The organism is Actinoplanes sichuanensis (assembly GCF_033097365.1).
Taxonomy (GTDB): Bacteria; Actinomycetota; Actinomycetes; order Mycobacteriales; family Micromonosporaceae; genus Actinoplanes; species Actinoplanes sichuanensis.
The window spans coordinates 4,991,258-5,007,334 of record NZ_AP028461.1 but is presented as its reverse complement, the minus strand read 5'-3'; the positions used below and the strand labels follow the sequence as shown (position 1 = coordinate 5,007,334).

The window sequence follows — 16,077 nt, the reverse complement described above, 5'->3', positions numbered from 1 at the left end:
TGCGGTCCGTGGGAGTCGATACGCGTGCGGTCGAACTGTTCGAGGGTGCCCGGCCACGGCTGGAAGCCATCGCGTATCGCCTGCTGGGCTCGGCATCCGACGCTGAAGACGTCGTCCAGGACACCTATCTGCGCTGGCAGACGGCCGATCGGGAGCTGATCGAGACGCCCGAGGCGTGGTTGACGAAGGTGCTCACCAACCTCTGCCTCAACCGGCTCACCTCGGCCCGCGCCCGTCGCGAGACCTACGTCGGTCAGTGGCTGCCCGAACCGGTCCTGGCCGGTGACCGGATGCTCGGCCCGTCCGAGACCGTCGAACAGCGGGAATCGGTCTCGATCGCGATGCTCACCCTGCTGGAGCGGCTCGCCGCCCGGGAACGTGTGGTGTACGTGCTGCGGGAGGCGTTCGGCCATACCCATGCGGAGATCGCCGAACTGCTCGACCTCACCGAGGCCAACTGCCAGCAGATCCTCCGGCGGGCCCGGCAGCACCTGGCCGCCGACCGGCGCCGGGTCGAGGTCGATCCGGCCGCGGCCCGCAAAGTGGTCGAGGAGTTCCTGGCCGCGGCGCTCAGCGGACGGACCGACACGCTGGTACGGCTGCTCAGCGACGACGTGATCAGCGTCGGCGACGGTGGTGGCGTCGTCTTCTCCCTGCCCGAGCCGATCACCGGCGTGGTCCGGGTGGCACGCTTCCTGGCCGGGCTGTTCGCGCCGAGCGAAGCCAGGTGGGCGATGATCGGCGGCCGGCCGGTGCTGTTCGCCGCGGTCGTCAACGGCATGCCCGCGCTCGTGCTGGAGGTCGACGACCGGGTGGTCGGCGTGGTCACCCTGGACCTGACCGTGGACGGCATCGCGGCCGTCCACGCCCAGGTCAACCCGGCGAAGCTGGACCGCGTACGCCGCCGGTGGGCGGCAACCGAGCACGGGAAGCCGCTGCACACCGACTGGTGACCTGGATCACTCTGCAGGAGTGTCAGGGTTCGCGTCGCTCTCCGGTTCAAGAGACACCACGAACCGGAGAGAAAGCGAGCAAGCCATGCAGCGTCACATCGTCGTCCTCGGAGCCGGGTACGCCGGAGCCAACGCCGCCGCCCGTCTGGCGAAGCGCCTGCACCCCGCCGACACGCGGATCACCCTGGTCAACGCCGACGCCGAGTTCGTCGAGCGGGTCCGCCTGCACCAGCTGGCCACCGGGCAGGACCTTCCGCCCCGCACCCTCACCGACGTGTTCGCCGGCACCGGTGTGCGGGTGCGGATCGCCCGGGTCACCGGTATCGACGCCGACAGCCGTACCGTCCAGGTCGTCGACGCCGACGGACCGGACGAGATCACCTACGACACGCTGGTCTACGCCCTCGGCAGCAGCGCCTCCGGTGTCACCGAGCACGCGTACGACATCGCCGGGAAGGGCTCCGCGCTCCGGCTGCGGAACCGGCTGGCCGAACTGACCGCGGGCGATGCGGTGCTGGTCGTCGGCGGCGGCCTGACCGGCATCGAGGCGGTCACCGAGATCGCCGAGGCCCGGCCCGACCTCGCGGTTTCGCTCGTCGCTCGCGGCGGGCTCGGCGACTGGCTGGGGGAGAAGGCCCGACAGCATCTGCGTACGGCGTTCGACCGGCTCGGCATCACCGTGCTGGCACACACCGACGTCGAGACGGTCGAACCCGGCCGGGTGGTCACCGCCGGCGGCCGCTCGATCCCGGCGCGGGTGACGGTCTGGACCGCGGGATTCGCCGTACACCCGCTGGCCGCGGCGACCACCCTGGAGGTCTCCGGGACCGGGCAGATCGTCGTCGACGACACCATGCGGTCGGTCTCGCACCCCGACGTGTACGCCGTCGGCGACGCCGCGCTGGCCCACGGCGTGCACGGCATCCCCCTGCGGATGTCGTGCGCCTCGGGCGTCCCGTCGGCCCACCACGCGGCCGACGCCATCGCCGCCCGCCTGACCGGCCGCCCGATCCCGCCGAACCGGATCGGCTACAACGCCCAATGCATGAGCCTGGGTCGCCGCGACGGCATCCTGCAGTGGGTGACCCCGGACGACAGGCCCAAGCCGTCCGCGATCACCGGCCGTTCGGCGGCACGAGCGAAGGAGCTGATCTGCCGGGCCGCGGCCTGGAGCATGTCCCACCCGACCTCGATGCTCCCGGCCCGGCGCCGCCGCATCAGCCCGGCGTCGACGCCGACTCAGGTTCCCGTCTGACCGGAGCGGGCCGCGCGGATCGTCGCACGAGCAGCGCCGCGCCGGCGCTTCCGGTGGCGAGCAGGGCCGCCGCGCCGATCGAGGGCAGGAAGCCGGGGCTGCCCGGGCTCAGGGCGGAGTCGCCGAGCGCGGCACGGTGACGACCGGCCCGGGAGCGGGCGGCCGTCGGAAATCGGCTGTCGTCGAGGGCTCGGCAGCCCGTACCTTCGGCATGTGTTCAACTCTCGGCGCGGCCGTTTCCGCTGGCGGACCAGGATCCGCCGGCATCTTCCGTGGGCACTGATCAACCGGGGCGTCGCCGACAAGGGTGCGACCGATTGCGGGAACCACGAGTGGTACCGCGCGACTGAGCAGGTGGAGCACTGCTACCACTGCTCGGTCGGCCACCGGCCGGCCATGGCTTCCGGGCAGTAGATGATCTACCGTCGTCCTGTCTCGGGTTAAGGAGCGGCCACCGTGGGAGACCTCGTCGAGTTCCTGATGATCCATCCCTCCTTGGTGGAGCGGCCGGACCTGGTCTTCCTGGTCGCCGGGGCGTTCGCGGCGGTGGGGATCCTGGCGCTCGTCAGCCGGCGGCGCCACAGGCCGATCCTGTCGCGGTCGTGGCCCTGCTTCGTGGTGGCCGCGCTCTGGGTGCTGTATGCCCTGTGGGAGGCCGAGCTGACGGGCAAGGGCTACGACATGCGGGTCGACCTCATCCTGATCCACCCCTTCATCACGCTGGTGTCCGTCGCAGCCCTGGTCAGCGTGCTGTGGCGGCCGCGCCGATCGGCCGTCGACGACCCGAACGAGGCCGTGGCCTGAGCCGGCCCCGGAAGGGGCGGAGGGGCCGGTGGATCGGCTGACCGAGGCCCGAGATCAGGAGAGTGACGAACGTGAGCGACGACGATCTCTGGTATGCGATGCCGACGCTCACCGGGCGGCTCGTGAAGCTCGAACCGCTGACCCTCGACCATGCCGCCGGGTATCTCGCCGCGACCGGGACCGCGGAGCAGTCGGCGGAGATCTTCCGGTGGCAGAGCCCGCCCGGCGGGGCGCTGCAATGCCCGGTCACCGCCCGCGACGCCGAACGGCACATCAGCGCGGCGCTCGCCGGACGGGCCCGGGGCAGCCGTCTGCCGTACGCCCAGATCGAGATCGCCGGCGGCCGGTTCGCCGGCACCACCTCGTTCGCCGAACCCGATCCGCGGCTGCGCACCGTGATGATCGGCTATTCGTGGCTCGGTCGGCAGTGGTGGGGGACAGGGGTCAACGCCGAGGCGAAGCTGCTGTTGCTGACCTTCGCTTTCGAGACCCTTGCGGCGGTACGGGTACCGCTGGTCACCGACATCCGCAACGTGCGAGCCCAGTCAGCGATCGAACGCCTCGGCGCGCAGAAGGAGGGTGTGCTGCGCAAGCACCGCCGCCGCGCGGACGGGTCCTGGCGGGACACGGTCCTCTACGCGATCGTGGACGACGACTGGCCGGAGCTCAAGAAGCGGCTGGAGGAGCGGATCGCGAGAGCGGAGAAGCGTTCCGGGGCGTCGTAGCCGAGGGCATCGTGGTGCCGTGCGGGTCTCTATCGTTGATCGATGACGACGGACAGGTGGGCGCAGTGGTTGTTGTCCCGGCGCGACGGCGGAAGCGAGGTGCTGCGGGCCCGCTTCGCTCCCGAACTGGAGTCTCTACGTGATGGTGTTCTCGCCGGAGCAGACCTGCGGCCGGATGATGTGGTCCTCGATGTGGGCTGTGGAACCGGACTGGTGGGGTTCGGAGCACTTCAGCGTCTGGGACCGGACGGCCGCGTCATCTTCAGCGACGTTTCACCGGAACTGCTCGACGAGTGCCGCCGTACCGCCGACGGCGACGAGCGGTGCAGCTTCGTGCGGGCCGCGGCCGAAGACCTGACCGGTGTCGCCGACGCTTCCGTCGACGTCGTCTCCACACGTTCGGTCCTGATGTACTCCGATCGCAAGGCGGCCGCGTTCGCGGAGTTCTTCCGGGTGCTGCGACCGGGCGGCCGGGTGTCGCTCTTCGAGCCCATCAATCGCTTCGCGGCGCGCAAGGGCCCCGGCGATCTGTTCGGCTTGGGCCGCACTCCGGTGGATGACCTGCTCACCAGGGTTCACGATGCCTTCCGGCGAACCACTCAGGAGGCGGAGCGGCTGATTGTCGACTTCGACGAGCGTGACCTGCTCGACTGGGCGGTGGCGGCGGGCTTCGAGGCGGTCAGGTTGGAGTACCGCGCGCAGGTCGATGTGCCGGCCGAGCCGATCGCCGACTGGGCGGCGCTCAAGCAGACGGCACCAAACCCCCTGGCCCCCACGTATGGCGAGGCGATCGCCGCGGCACTGACCGTTGACGAACGCGACCGCCTCGACACCTACATGACGGCCCGCGCGGCGTCCGGCGCGCCGACCCGCAGCACGATGGCCGTCGCCTTCCTAACCGCGTCGCGATCCATGAACTGAGACCGGGGAACGCCTTCGGGCGGTGGCGAGCATGACGACCGCCTGTGACGCCGGCACCCCGGCGACCGCCGCCGCGAAGGCGCCACCGACGCCGAGGGGGACCAGCAGCACCGAGGCCAGGAAGCAGAACACCGCGAACCCGGCCAGCCCCTGCAGCACCCCGGTCATCGTCCGGGCCACCGCCGCGGGACCCTGCTGGGCGTGCACGAACGCCGCCACCACGCTCGTGGCGATCGGGAACGGTGCCAGGATCCCGGTCACCACCGGCCCGGCCGTGGCCGCGATCCCGGTCACGAACAGCACCAGCGCCGCGGTGGCGATCGCCCGGCCCGGCAGGTCCCACCACGGCGGCCGCACTCGGCCGCCGTCGGCAGTGCCGTCGTGCACGGCGGCGAGCAGCCACCGCCCGGCCACGATGGCCGCCGCGACCAGCAGCAGCGCCCAGCCCGCCGCAAGGTTCCGGCCGGCCAGCGCCACGTCGGCGATCCCGGTCGCCGCCCACGAGACGGCCAGCGCCGCGGGCCACCGCCACCGCCGGGCCGCGTAGGTGAAGACGACCGAGAAGACGGCGAGCGAGACCAGCCCGAGCAGCGACGCCGCGGCCGCCCGGGCGCCGAACTCCACACCCTGCTCCAGGCAGGTGATCAGCAGGATCGGTCCGGCCACGATCGGGAACGCCACCAGCACGCCGGTCACTCGGTCGCCCCATCGGCGTCCGGCCAGCGACGATGCCACCACGAGCAGCGGTGCGAGCAGGAGTTTCAGAAGCAGCGTCACCGCAACACCCTAGTCGGCGGCGAAATGCCCCTTTCGTATTGATGGAAATTGTGGGAACGTTTGCACGCCACTGCCGTTCCTCCCGAAGGGGCCCGCTTGAGCCTGCCGACGAAAATCCTCCAGATCGGTGCCGGCAACTTCCTGCGCGGGTTCGCCGACTGGATGATCCAGAAAGGCAACGACGCCGGCGTTCTGAACCACGGCGTGGCGGTGATGCGGGTGACGCCCCGGCACGACCCGCAGGCGGTCCGGATCACCGAGGGCTTCGACGTGGTCCTCGACGGCACTCGGGACGGTGTGCCGTTCACCGAGACCACCCGGGTCGACGTGGTGCGGCAGTACGCCGGCGCCCACGACGATTGGGACGCCTGCCTCGCCATCATCCGCCAGCCGGACCTGCGCCTGGTCATCTCCAACACCACCGACGCCGGCATCGTCTACCTCGACGAGGACCTCACGGCCCGACCGCCCGCCTCGTTCCCGGCGAAGATGGCCGCCCTGCTGCACGAACGCTGGCGGCACTTCGCGGGCGACCCGGACCGGGCGCTGTCGTTCCTGCCGTGCGAACTCATCGAGGACAACGGTCAGGTCCTGCGGGCCGCGATCCTGCGGCACGCCCGGTTCGAACCCGCCTTCGAACGCTGGGTCGCCGACCACTGCCGGTTCTACGACACCATGGTGGACCGCATCGTCCCCGGCACTGTCGTCCCCGGCGGCCTCGACGTCCGCGCCGAGCACTATGCGAGCTGGGCGATCGCCGGCGACGACGCGATCCGTCACGAGTTCCCACTGGACCGCGCCGGCCTTCCGGTCGAATTCCTCAGCGACGTCCGCCCGTACCGCCAGAAGAAGGTCTCCATCCTCAACGGTGCGCACACCGCGCTGGCCGCCGTCGCACCCGCTCTGGGCTGCCGAAGCGTCAGCGAGGCGATGGCCCATCCGGTCGTCGGCGGCTATGTGCGCCGCCTGGTCACCGACGAGGTTCTGCCGGCTCTGCCGGGAAGACCCGAGGACCTTCAGCGGTACGCCGTAGCCATCCTCGAACGCATCGCGAACCCCGCGCTGGACCACCGGCTGGCCGACATCGCCCTGAACGCCACCGCCAAGTGGCAGACCCGTAACCTGCCGATCTGGCGCGCCACCGGAACCGCACCGCTGACCACCTACGCCTTGGCCGCGCTGCTCACCGGATACGCCGGGGTGCTCGGCGACGTGCCGGTGCGCGACGATCCGGACGTGGTGGCGCGAATCCGGGCGACCTTCGACCCGGCCGATCCGCAGCGGTGGCTGGCCGCGACGCTGCGGACGCTGGCCTGGGACCTGTCCGATCCGGAACGCGACCGGCTCGCCACACAGACCGCCGAGCAGGTCCGCCTGCTGCTCGATCTCGGCCCGGAGAAGGCGATCGCCGCTTGACCCCATCCGGCTCCGCCCGCCCCGGGAGTCTCGTTAAAGAAACTTTAAGGAAAGCTTCCTCAACATCATGAACGGCTGCACATCGGTTGCCCGTATTCCTCGGCACAGGCAGTACCGGGACGAAGGGGAGCCGTGCATGTATCGACGCGGAGTCAGCAGCTATCGACGCGGAGTCAGCAGCCGGACGCGCAAGCTGGTGATCGGAGGTGCCGCCGCAGCGCTGCTCGGCTCGGCGCTCGCGGTAGGCACGGGGCTGGGCCAAGCCGCCGAACAGGGCAACACCGGCTCCGGGAGCATCAACGCTCTGGTGCCGGCGCTGGGTTTCAGTCCGGGCGATCCGAACGCGACGGCCGACCGGGTGGGCCCCACCGGGGTGAATGTCCCCGGTCGCTGTCCGCCCACTCAGGCGCAGGTGAACGCGCAGGTGGCGGTCAAGAATGCGAGCCTTCCGAGTGGTACGGACCTGGAAAGCCGCATCCAGCGTTTTGAGAAGACCTTGTCGGCGATTCAGGACTTGAAGTGCCCGGCGTCTTCCACGACTCTGCTGGGCCGGTTGAAGTCCTTGACCGAGCTGCGTGGAAACGCGAACCGCGATGACGTCCTGCGTGGTTTGGGCTTGAACGAAACGCCGGCGGATAGAGCCGCCGCAGGATCCGGTGACGCGGCCGCGGGTGGAGCGACGGGGAACGCCGGAGCGGGCTCCGGTAGTAGCATCGACGCTTTGGTGCCGGCGCTGGGTTTCAGTCCGGGCGATCCGAACGCGACGGCCGACCGGGTGGGCCCCACCGGGGTGAATGTCCCCGGTCGCTGTCCGCCCACTCAGGCGCAGGTGAACGCGCAGGTGGCGCTCAAGAATGCGAACCTCCCGAGTGGTACGGACCTGGAAAGCCGCATCCAGCGTTTTGAGAAGACCTTGTCGGCGATTCAGGACTTGAAGTGCCCGGCGTCTTCCACGACTCTGCTGGGTCGCTTGAAGTCCTTGACCGAGCTGCGCGGAAACGCGAACCGCGATGACGTCCTGCGTGGTTTGGATTTGAACGAAACGCCGGCGGGATGAAGCCGCGGACAACGGCAACCTGATCCTTCGCGGATCCTGATCCACGGCACGGAACCGCCTCGCCGGAGGCCCTTGCACCACGGGGGTCTCCGGCGCGTCCGTGTGTGGGCCATGCGCGCGAGGCGTCAGGCACCCACGTGGATGCCGGGGCGCCGGTCCGGGTCGGGTTCGTGTTCGCGGATGATCTCGCGGGTCACCGGGGCCGTGTCGCCGCGGCCCAGCAGGAAGTAGCGGATCATGTGGACCAGGGGGCTGCCCTCGGCCCAGGCGAAGTGGCAGTGTGGGCGTACCCCCGTGGTGTCGCGCAACGCGAGCAGGATCGCGGCGATGGCGTTCGGGGCGGCCGGGGCCGCGGCGCGCAGCACCCGATGGCCGTCGACTTCGACGCCGTGGACGGTGAGGGTCTCGCTGAACGCGGACGGGTCGACCACGTCGATCTCCAGGAAGATCACGTCGGCGGTGCCCGGCACCGGGTTGTCGCCGCGTTGTTCGTGTTCCTTGGCCGAGTATTCGGCCGCGTCGCCGGCCTGCCGGCGGTTGGCGATGAGAGTGATCCGGCCGTCGTACGCGATGGTGTCGGTGATGAACAGGCGTGCGTCGTCGTCGAACTCGATGTGGTCGGCGCGGAGTTCGGTGGTGCGCGAGACCCGGGAGATCAATGAGACGACGATGATGCCGGCGATGAACATCGCGGAGATGGCCAGCCCGTCCGGCTTGTCGATCACGTTCTCCACCAGCGCGTAGCTGAGGATCGCGGTGAGCAGCCCGAATCCGGTCCCGGCGAGCGGTTGCCGGGCGCGGAACGCGGTCACCGTGACGGCGAACGCGCCGGAGACCATCATGGCCAGGATGCCCGTGGCGTACGCGCCGGCCTGGGCCTCGACGTCGGCCTCGAACGCGATCGTGAGGGCGACGCTGATGATCGTGTAGACGAGCACGACCGGGCGTACCGCCCGGCCCCACTCCGGGGCCATGCCGTAACCGGGCAGGTAGCGCGGCACGATGTTGACCAGTCCGGCCATCGCGGAGGCTCCGGCGAACCACAGGATCAGTACGGTGCTGATGTCGTAGACGGTGCCGAAGACCTCACCGAGTTGCTCGTGGGCCAGCCAGGCCAGGGCTCGACCGTTGGCGGCGCCGCCTTCGGCGAACTCGGCGGGCGGGATCAGCAGGGTGGTGACGAGGCTGCTGGCCAGCAGGTACACGCTCATGATCAGGGCGGCGCCGGTGAGCAGTCGGCGGGTGTTGTGGATGCGCGAGCGCAGCCGCTGCGCGTCGTCGTCGCCGGTGGACGCGACGAGAGGCATCATGCTGACGCCGGTCTCGAAGCCGGACAGGCCCAGCACCAGCATCGGGAACGCGAGCACGGCGGGCACGATCAGGTCACCGGCTCCGCCACCGGCGGTGAGCGCCGTGGTCCACGCCGACCACGTGCCCGGAGTCGTGACGATCTCGCCGATCCCGACCACGATGATCACGGCGTTGAGCCCGAGGAACACCGCCACCAGCGGGATGGCGACATTGACCGCCTCGCTGAAGCCGAGCAGGAACACCCCGCCGAGGAGCAGGAGCAGAAAAACGGTCAGCGGTACGGCGTACCCGTGCAGGGCCTGTGGGGTGTGGGGGTTCTCCAGCAGATGCAGGCTGGCGTCGGCGGCCGACAGGGTGATCGTGATGATCCACGAGGTGGCCACGAACCCGAGCAGGACCAGTACGAACACCTTGCCCCGCCAGAACGGCAGGAGCCGTTCGAGCATCGCCACCGATCCGGCGCCGTGCGGGCTCTCCTCGGCCACCCGCCGGTACATCGGCAGCATCCCGAGCAGGGTCAGCGCCACGATCAGCAGGGTGGCCAGCGGGGAGACGACACCGGCGGCCGCGGCGGCGATCGCCGGCACGTAGGCGAGGCTGGAGAAGTAGTCGACGCCGGTCAGGCACATCACCTTCCACCAGGCGTGCTGCTCGGCGTGCGCCTCACCGGCGGCCGGGCCGACCGGCTGGACCCGGTGCCGGAGCAGCCACCGGGTCAGGGGGCCACCGCGCTGCGGGTGCTGAGCCGGGGTGTCCACGACCGCGGGTATCGCGTATGTGGACGGGGTGCTGCTGCCCGGCTCCGTCGGCGCGGCTTCGTCGGTGATCCTCATGGCTAACTCTCTCCGACGCCGCGGGTGGTGTGCCCGCCGGCGGGCGTCAAAAAGGCGTTAACAAAACAGCGGACCGGCGCCGTGTTCCGGCTCGCCGGGCTGCCGCCGCTCGTCGTGCCGCGGCGGGGCCGGCCGGACGGCGACGCTCTCGTGACTTCGTGTCGCCATGGAACAATGCGGTCCATGATCGGATCCAGAAGTGCGGCCGTCCAGTGCGCCTTGGGTGCCACGGGCATGACGGCGGCCGGTGCCGTCCTGCTCTTTCTGGGTGTCCTGGCGGGCGGCGGGCTGGAGGTGGCCTATGTCGGCGGCGCGGCCCTCGGTATCGGATCCCTGATCCTTTACGGCACCGCTCTGTGGCTACGCCTGACCGGCGCACCACCGCGGGATGCGGTCCTGCTCGTCGAGGGCGACCGCACGGACCGCCCGGCGCGTCAGGCCTCGTGACTCACCCCGGCTGATTCGAAGAGGTCGTTGACGGTGTCGTAGTACCTGGTCGTGCGCCCGAGAGCGGTCATGCCGAGCCGCCGGCAGACCGCTTGGGAGGCGTGGTTCTCCGGGTCGGTCACGGCGAGGACTCTGGTCAGCCCGCGCCCGGCCGCGTCGCGCAGGACGGCGGCCGCCGCCTCGGTGGCGTAACCGTGGCCCCAGGCGTCCGGATGCAGGTGCCAGCCGATCTCCACGTCGGTGGGCCCGTCGGACGACTCCCCGGCCGACAGCGGTATCGGCTTGAGCAGCAGGTTGCCGACCAATGATCCGTCCGTGGCGGTGATCGCCCAGATGCCGTGCACCGGATGGTCGACGGCCCGCCGGCGCCGGATCGACGCGAGCGCGTCCGCCCTGGTCCGCATGGTCGCCGGATGGGCGCCGAGGAACCGCACCACCTCCCACCGGCACTCCAGGTCGAGCAGGAAGTCGGCGTCGTCCTCCTGCCAGGGGCGCAGCAGCAGGCGTTCGCTCGTGATCATGCGCACCCCACGAATTCAATCAGGGGCGACCGCCGCGAGACGACTGGTAGCGCTCGGCGTAGGTGGGGGAGTCCTTGATCAGGCCGTCGGCGAAGGCGGCGACGTCGGTGCCGATCAGCTGGGTGACGCTCTGCCCCGAGGCGGCGCCCTCCGCGAAGAAGTCGACGATGCCAGCGAGCAGGTTGCTCTCGGCGAGGTCGACCGGGCCGACCTTGAACAGGTATTTCTGGATCTCCTGGTAGACGATCCGGTAGTCGGGTGGCAGCGCCTTGACCCGGGCCACGTGGGCGCGCCACTGCCGCTTGCCCTCGATGATGTCGTGGATGCTCATGATCAGCCTCCCAGCCGGGCCAGTTTGCGTGCCACGTTGTTGTTGAGTTGCTCGCGCCACCGGTCGCGGTAGGTGCGGGCGCCGTGCCCACCGGCCAGCGCGGTGCAGAAGCCGGGGATGTCGTCGCCGAGCACCTCGTGGCTGCTCTGGCCGTCGGCCGCGGCCTGTTCGAGCAGTCCGAGGGCGGCGTCGGCGATCGGCGGCAGGTTGCGGCCGGTGAAGTCGCCGTGCGGGAGCAGGCTGCTGCTGATCTGTGCCCAGGCCGCCTGATGGTCGGCCGGCAGGGCGTCGGCGCGGGCGGCGAACGCCGTCCACTCGCGCGTGAGGTCGCTGCCGGTGATGGTCTCCCAGAAGCTCATCGTCTGCCCTCCTTGAGGCTGTCGATGCGGGTCGAGACGTACTGCCATTTCGCCCAGAACGTGGCCAGCTCGCGGCGGCCGGCGTCGTTGAGCGCGTAGAACTTGCGGGGCGGGCCGACGTCGGACGGTCGTTTGGTGACCTGGACGAGCCCGTTGCGCTCCAGGCGCAGCAGGATCGTGTAGACGGTCCCGTCGATGACGTCGGTGAAGCCGAGGTCGTTGAGTCGGCGGGTGATCGCATACCCGTAGGTCTCCTCGCCGGAGATGATCTCCAGCACGCACCCCTCGAGGGTGCCCTTGAGCATCTCGGTCAGGTCTTCCACGGCGGCTCCCCTCCGGTACCTCGTACCACCGAGTACCGCTATACGGTATCACCGAATACCGGGGCGTCAACAACGCGTCAACGTTTCGGGTTCCGGCGTACGCAACGCGTGAACAACCGTTTTCACGCGGCCCCGGGCGAGCTTCGCTAGCGGAGCAACATCCGAACCACCCTGGGAGTCCCTCGTGGCTGATCTTCTGTTCGTCCTGCTCACGGTGGCGCTGTTCGCAGTGCTGACCGTGCTGATCAAGGCGGTCGAACGCTGGTGAACGCCGTCAACACCATCGGCCTGATCCTGGCCGTACTCCTGGCCGCCCTCCTGGTGGCCGCCCTGCTCTTCCCGGAGCGATTCTGATGGCCGGCTGGCTCTTCGTGCTGACGCTGATCGCCGCGCTCGTCACGGTGTACCGCCCGCTCGGCGACCACATGTACCGGGTCGTCACCGGCCGCGTCCACAACCGCGTCGAACGCGGCGTCTACCGCCTGGTCGGCGTGGATGCGAACGCCGAACAGACCTGGGGCGTCTACGCCCGCGGCGTGCTCGCGTTCTCGGCCGTCTCGATCCTGTTCCTCTACGCCTTCCTCCGGCTTCAGGACAAGCTTTGGTTGTCCCTCGGGCTACCGGCGGTGACCGATCACATCGCCTGGAACACCGCGGTCAGCTTCGTCACCAACACCAACTGGCAGGCCTACTCGGGTGAGTCCACGATGGGCCACCTCGTGCAGATGGCCGGCCTCGCGGTGCAGAACTTCGTCTCCGCGAGCGTCGGCATCGCCGTGGCCGTCGCGCTGATGCGCGGCTTCGCCGCCCGCAGATCCGAGACGCTCGGCAACTTCTGGGTCGACCTGACCCGCATCACGCTGCGGATCCTGCTGCCGCTGTCGGTGTTCTTCGCGATCGTGCTGATGGTCGGCGGCGTCGTGCAGAACCTGTCGGCCGGCACCGACGTGACCACCCTGACCGGCGCGGCCCAGCACCTCACCGGCGGCCCGGTCGCCTCCCAGGAGGCGATCAAGGAGTTGGGTACGAACGGAGGCGGCTTCTACAACGCCAACTCGGCCCACCCGTTCGAGAATCCGACGGCCTGGACGAACTGGATCCAGGTGTTCCTGATCCTGCTCATCCCGTTCAGCCTGCCCCGAGTCTTCGGCCGGATGGTCGGCCAGAACCGGCAGGGCTACGCCATCGTCGCGGTGATGGCGATCCTGGCGCTCGGCGGCATCGCGCTGACCGTCGGTTTCGAGACCCACGGCGCCGGCACCGTGCCGCAGGCGGTCGGCGCGGCCATGGAGGGTAAGGAGACCCGCTTCGGCGTCCCGAACTCGGCCACCTTCGCCGCCGCGACCACCCTCACCTCGACCGGCGCGGTCAACTCGTTCCACGACTCGTACACCGCGCTCGGCGGGATGATGCCGATGGTCGACATGATGCTCGGTGAGGTCGCGCCCGGCGGTGTCGGGTCGGGCCTCTACGGCATGCTGGTCCTGGCGACCATCACCGTCTTCGTGGCCGGGTTGATGGTCGGCCGTACCCCGGAATATCTCGGCAAGAAGATCCGCGTCCGCGAGATCCAGCTCGCCTCGCTGTACTTCCTGGTCACCCCGTTGATCGTGCTCGCCGGAACGGCGGCGGCCTTCGCCACCGGCAACAACTCCACGGCACTCAACACGGGCCCGCACGGTCTCTCCGAGGTGTTGTACGCGTTCACCAGCGCCGGCAACAACAACGGCAGCGCGTTCGCCGGCATCACCGTCAACACGCCCTGGTGGGACGTCGCGCTGGGGCTGGCCATGCTGTTCGGCCGGTTCCTGCCGCTGGTCCTGGTGCTCGCGCTGGCCGGATCACTGGCCCGCCAGCAGCCGGCCCCGGAGTCCGACGGCACCCTGCCCACCCACCGGCCGCTGTTCGTCGCCATGGTCGCCGGCGTGACGATCGTCCTGGTCGCCCTCACCTTCCTGCCCGCACTCGCGCTCGGCCCCCTCGCTGAAGGACTCTCGTGACCACCACCCTGAACGACCTCATCGCAGTCGACCCGGCACCCCGGCCACCCTCCAGGCGGGTCGGCGGGAGCCTGCCCGACGCGCTGCGCAAACTCGACCCGCGGGTGATGTGGCGCAACCCGGTGATGTTCATCGTCGAGGTCGGCGCGGTCTTCACCACGGTCCTGTCGATCGTGCAGCCGACCCTGTTCGCCTGGGCGATCACGATCTGGCTGTGGCTCACCGTCGTCTTCGCGAACCTGGCCGAAGCCGTCGCCGAGGGCCGCGGCAAAGCCCAGGCCGCCGCACTGCGATCGGCCAAGCAGGACACCGTCGCCCACCTCACCGACGGCCGGGACATCCCGGCACCCGAACTCCAGCGGGGCGACCTGGTCGTCGTCGAGGCCGGGCAGATCATCCCCGGTGACGGCGACGTCGTCGAGGGCATCGCCAGCGTCGACGAGTCGGCCATCACCGGCGAATCGGCTCCGGTCATCCGCGAGTCGGGCGGCGACCGGTCGGCGGTCACCGGCGGCACGAAGGTGCTGTCCGACCGGATCGTCGTGCGGATCACCCAGAAACCCGGCGAGAGCTTCGTCGACCGGATGATCGCCCTGGTCGAAGGCGCGAACCGGCAGAAGACACCGAACGAGATCGCACTGAGCATCCTGCTCGCCGCGCTGACGGTCATCTTCCTGCTGGCCGTCGTCACGTTGCAGCCGCTGGCGATCTACTCCAAGGCCTACCAGACGGCGGCGCCGGACACCGCGGCGATCGACGGTAACGGGGTCACCGGGATCGTGCTGGTGTCGCTGCTGGTCTGTCTCATCCCGACGACCATCGGTGCGCTGCTGTCGGCGATCGGCATCGCCGGTATGGACCGGCTCGTGCAGCGCAACGTCCTCGCCATGAGCGGCCGCGCGGTCGAGGCCGCCGGAGATGTGAACACGCTGCTGCTCGACAAGACGGGGACGATCACGTTCGGCAATCGGCAGGCGGCGGAGTTCGTACCCCTGACGGGTGTGGATCTCGCGGTCCTCGCCGAGGCCGCGCGGTTGAGCAGCCTCGCCGACGAGACGCCCGAGGGGCGGTCGATCGTGGCGCTGGCCGGCGCCGAAGACGTACCGATCGGTGACGCGACATTCGTGCCGTTCACCGCGCAGACCCGGATGAGCGGCGTCGACATCGGCGACCGGCGGATCCGCAAGGGCGCCGCGACGGCGGTGCTCAACTGGGCCGGCGTCCGTGACATCGAGGTGGACGCGATCGTCGACCGGATCAGCTCCACCGGTGGCACTCCGCTCGTCGTGGCCGAAAACGATCGGGTGCTCGGAGTGATCCACCTCAAGGACGTGGTCAAGCCGGGGATGCGCGAACGGTTCGACGAGATGCGCCGGATGGGCATCCGGACCGTGATGATCACCGGCGACAACCCGCGCACCGCGGCGGCGATCGCCGCCGAGGCCGGCGTCGACGACTTCCTCGCCGAGGCCACCCCCGAGGACAAACTCGCCTATATCCGCAAGGAACAGGCGGGCGGCCGGTTGGTCGCGATGACCGGCGACGGTACGAACGACGCGCCCGCCCTCGCGCAGGCCGACGTCGGCGTCGCCATGAACACCGGCACGTCGGCCGCCAAAGAGGCCGGCAACATGGTCGACCTGGACTCCGACCCGACGAAACTGATCGAGATCGTCGAGATCGGCAAGCAGCTTCTGATCACCCGTGGCGCGTTGACGACGTTCTCCATCGCCAACGACATCGCCAAGTACTTCGCGATCATCCCGGCCATGTTCGCGGGCGTCTACCCGGGCCTGGACACGCTCAACATCATGCGGCTGCACTCGCCCGGCTCGGCGATCCTGTCCGCGGTCGTCTTCAACGCGATCGTGATCGTCTTCCTGATCCCGCTCGCGCTGCGCGGCGTCCGCTCCCGGCCGTCGTCGGCGAGCCGCCTACTCAGCCGCAACCTGCTGATCTACGGACTCGGCGGCGTGATCACCCCGTTCCTCGGCATCAAACTCATCGACCTGCTCATCCAGTTCATCCCCGGGATCTGATCAGA

The 16,077-nt window shown here is 69.8% G+C and carries 18 protein-coding genes; 12 read left to right on the top strand and 6 right to left on the bottom strand.

Annotated features, from left to right (window positions below; genetic code table 11):
- Positions 1–8 precede the first annotated feature (8 nt).
- From Q0Z83_RS23015 to Q0Z83_RS22990, 6 genes are all read left to right on the top strand, one after another.
- A complete protein-coding gene (locus Q0Z83_RS23015; protein ID WP_317796041.1) occupies positions 9–953 on the top strand; it encodes an RNA polymerase sigma-70 factor in 945 nt (314 codons plus the stop codon).
- A gap of 85 nt (positions 954–1,038) precedes the next feature.
- Entirely contained in the window at positions 1,039–2,208 is a 1,170-nt protein-coding gene (locus Q0Z83_RS23010) for an NAD(P)/FAD-dependent oxidoreductase (protein ID WP_317796040.1), read from the top strand.
- Positions 2,209–2,421: 213 nt separating this feature from the next.
- On the top strand, positions 2,422–2,622 hold the full coding sequence (locus tag Q0Z83_RS23005; RefSeq protein WP_317796039.1) for a hypothetical protein: 201 nt from the start codon (positions 2,422–2,424) through the stop codon (positions 2,620–2,622).
- Between the two features lie 42 nt (positions 2,623–2,664).
- The gene (locus tag Q0Z83_RS23000; protein WP_317796038.1) at positions 2,665–3,012 is read left to right on the top strand and encodes a hypothetical protein; all 348 of its coding nucleotides are present in this window, start codon (positions 2,665–2,667) and stop codon (positions 3,010–3,012) included.
- Between the two features lie 71 nt (positions 3,013–3,083).
- Positions 3,084–3,737 (top strand): GNAT family N-acetyltransferase, encoded by a 654-nt coding sequence (locus tag Q0Z83_RS22995; RefSeq protein WP_317796037.1) that lies wholly within the window; start codon positions 3,084–3,086, stop codon positions 3,735–3,737.
- A gap of 99 nt (positions 3,738–3,836) precedes the next feature.
- The gene (locus Q0Z83_RS22990) at positions 3,837–4,658 is read left to right on the top strand and encodes a class I SAM-dependent methyltransferase (protein ID WP_317796036.1); all 822 of its coding nucleotides are present in this window, start codon (positions 3,837–3,839) and stop codon (positions 4,656–4,658) included.
- Here Q0Z83_RS22990 and Q0Z83_RS22985 read toward each other — a convergent pair.
- Positions 4,632–5,435 carry a hypothetical protein gene (locus Q0Z83_RS22985; RefSeq protein ID WP_317796035.1) on the bottom strand — a complete coding sequence of 268 codons (804 nt, stop codon included), beginning with the start codon at positions 5,433–5,435 and terminating at the stop codon, positions 4,632–4,634. The genes Q0Z83_RS22990 and Q0Z83_RS22985 overlap by 27 nt on opposite strands.
- 96 nt (positions 5,436–5,531) lie before the next feature.
- Between Q0Z83_RS22985 and Q0Z83_RS22980 the strand changes: the two genes are divergently transcribed.
- Positions 5,532–6,851 carry a tagaturonate reductase gene (locus Q0Z83_RS22980; RefSeq protein WP_317796034.1) on the top strand — a complete coding sequence of 440 codons (1,320 nt, stop codon included), beginning with the start codon at positions 5,532–5,534 and terminating at the stop codon, positions 6,849–6,851.
- Positions 6,852–6,987: 136 nt separating this feature from the next.
- Positions 6,988–7,908: a hypothetical protein gene (locus Q0Z83_RS22975; RefSeq protein ID WP_317796033.1), complete on the top strand. Its 921-nt coding sequence runs from the start codon at positions 6,988–6,990 to the stop codon at positions 7,906–7,908.
- A gap of 125 nt (positions 7,909–8,033) precedes the next feature.
- Here the strand turns inward: Q0Z83_RS22975 and Q0Z83_RS22970 are convergent, their stop codons facing one another.
- Positions 8,034–10,052: an APC family permease gene (locus Q0Z83_RS22970; RefSeq protein ID WP_317796032.1), complete on the bottom strand. Its 2,019-nt coding sequence runs from the start codon at positions 10,050–10,052 to the stop codon at positions 8,034–8,036.
- 183 nt (positions 10,053–10,235) lie between these two features.
- Between Q0Z83_RS22970 and Q0Z83_RS22965 the strand changes: the two genes are divergently transcribed.
- Entirely contained in the window at positions 10,236–10,499 is a 264-nt protein-coding gene (locus Q0Z83_RS22965; protein WP_317796031.1) for a hypothetical protein, read from the top strand.
- Here the strand turns inward: Q0Z83_RS22965 and Q0Z83_RS22960 are convergent.
- Genes Q0Z83_RS22960 through Q0Z83_RS22945 form a run of 4 tightly spaced genes read right to left on the bottom strand, consistent with a single transcriptional unit; the run spans position 10,487 to position 12,033 of the window.
- A complete protein-coding gene (locus tag Q0Z83_RS22960; protein ID WP_317796030.1) occupies positions 10,487–11,026 on the bottom strand; it encodes a GNAT family N-acetyltransferase in 540 nt (179 codons plus the stop codon). The genes Q0Z83_RS22965 and Q0Z83_RS22960 overlap by 13 nt on opposite strands.
- 13 nt (positions 11,027–11,039) lie before the next feature.
- The gene (locus tag Q0Z83_RS22955) at positions 11,040–11,351 is read right to left on the bottom strand and encodes a DUF1048 domain-containing protein (RefSeq protein ID WP_317796029.1); all 312 of its coding nucleotides are present in this window, start codon (positions 11,349–11,351) and stop codon (positions 11,040–11,042) included.
- A gap of 2 nt (positions 11,352–11,353) precedes the next feature.
- Positions 11,354–11,710, bottom strand: coding sequence for a DUF1048 domain-containing protein (locus tag Q0Z83_RS22950; protein WP_317796028.1), 357 nt, complete (start codon positions 11,708–11,710; stop codon positions 11,354–11,356).
- Complete coding sequence (locus Q0Z83_RS22945; RefSeq protein WP_317796027.1) at positions 11,707–12,033, bottom strand: PadR family transcriptional regulator; 327 nt, start codon at positions 12,031–12,033, stop codon at positions 11,707–11,709. Before Q0Z83_RS22945 ends, Q0Z83_RS22950 begins: the two co-directional genes overlap by 4 nt.
- Before the next feature lie 264 nt (positions 12,034–12,297).
- Here Q0Z83_RS22945 and kdpF point away from each other — a divergent pair, with 264 nt between their 5' ends.
- The 3 genes from kdpF to kdpB are packed head-to-tail and all read left to right on the top strand — an operon-like array spanning position 12,298 to position 16,072.
- Positions 12,298–12,387, top strand: a complete 90-nt coding sequence (gene kdpF, locus Q0Z83_RS22940; protein WP_317796026.1) for a K(+)-transporting ATPase subunit F — start codon at positions 12,298–12,300, stop codon at positions 12,385–12,387.
- A complete protein-coding gene (gene kdpA / locus Q0Z83_RS22935; RefSeq protein WP_317796025.1) occupies positions 12,387–14,033 on the top strand; it encodes a potassium-transporting ATPase subunit KdpA in 1,647 nt (548 codons plus the stop codon). The genes kdpF and kdpA overlap by 1 nt, the downstream gene beginning before the upstream one ends.
- On the top strand, positions 14,030–16,072 hold the full coding sequence (gene kdpB, locus Q0Z83_RS22930; RefSeq protein ID WP_449701860.1) for a potassium-transporting ATPase subunit KdpB: 2,043 nt from the start codon (positions 14,030–14,032) through the stop codon (positions 16,070–16,072). Before kdpA ends, kdpB begins: the two co-directional genes overlap by 4 nt.
- Positions 16,073–16,077 lie beyond the last annotated feature (5 nt).

Coding starts and splice junctions, on each gene's coding strand:
- Q0Z83_RS23010 (WP_317796040.1), top strand. CDS start 1,039: ATGCAGCGTCACATCGTCGTCCTCGGAGCCGGGTACGCCGGAGCCAAC.
- Q0Z83_RS22975 (WP_317796033.1), top strand. CDS start 6,988: ATGTATCGACGCGGAGTCAGCAGCTATCGACGCGGAGTCAGCAGCCGG.
- Q0Z83_RS22970 (WP_317796032.1), bottom strand. CDS start 10,052: ATGAGGATCACCGACGAAGCCGCGCCGACGGAGCCGGGCAGCAGCACC.
- Q0Z83_RS22965 (WP_317796031.1), top strand. CDS start 10,236: ATGATCGGATCCAGAAGTGCGGCCGTCCAGTGCGCCTTGGGTGCCACG.
- Q0Z83_RS22955 (WP_317796029.1), bottom strand. CDS start 11,351: ATGAGCATCCACGACATCATCGAGGGCAAGCGGCAGTGGCGCGCCCAC.
- Q0Z83_RS22950 (WP_317796028.1), bottom strand. CDS start 11,710: ATGAGCTTCTGGGAGACCATCACCGGCAGCGACCTCACGCGCGAGTGG.
- kdpA (WP_317796025.1), top strand. CDS start 12,387: ATGGCCGGCTGGCTCTTCGTGCTGACGCTGATCGCCGCGCTCGTCACG.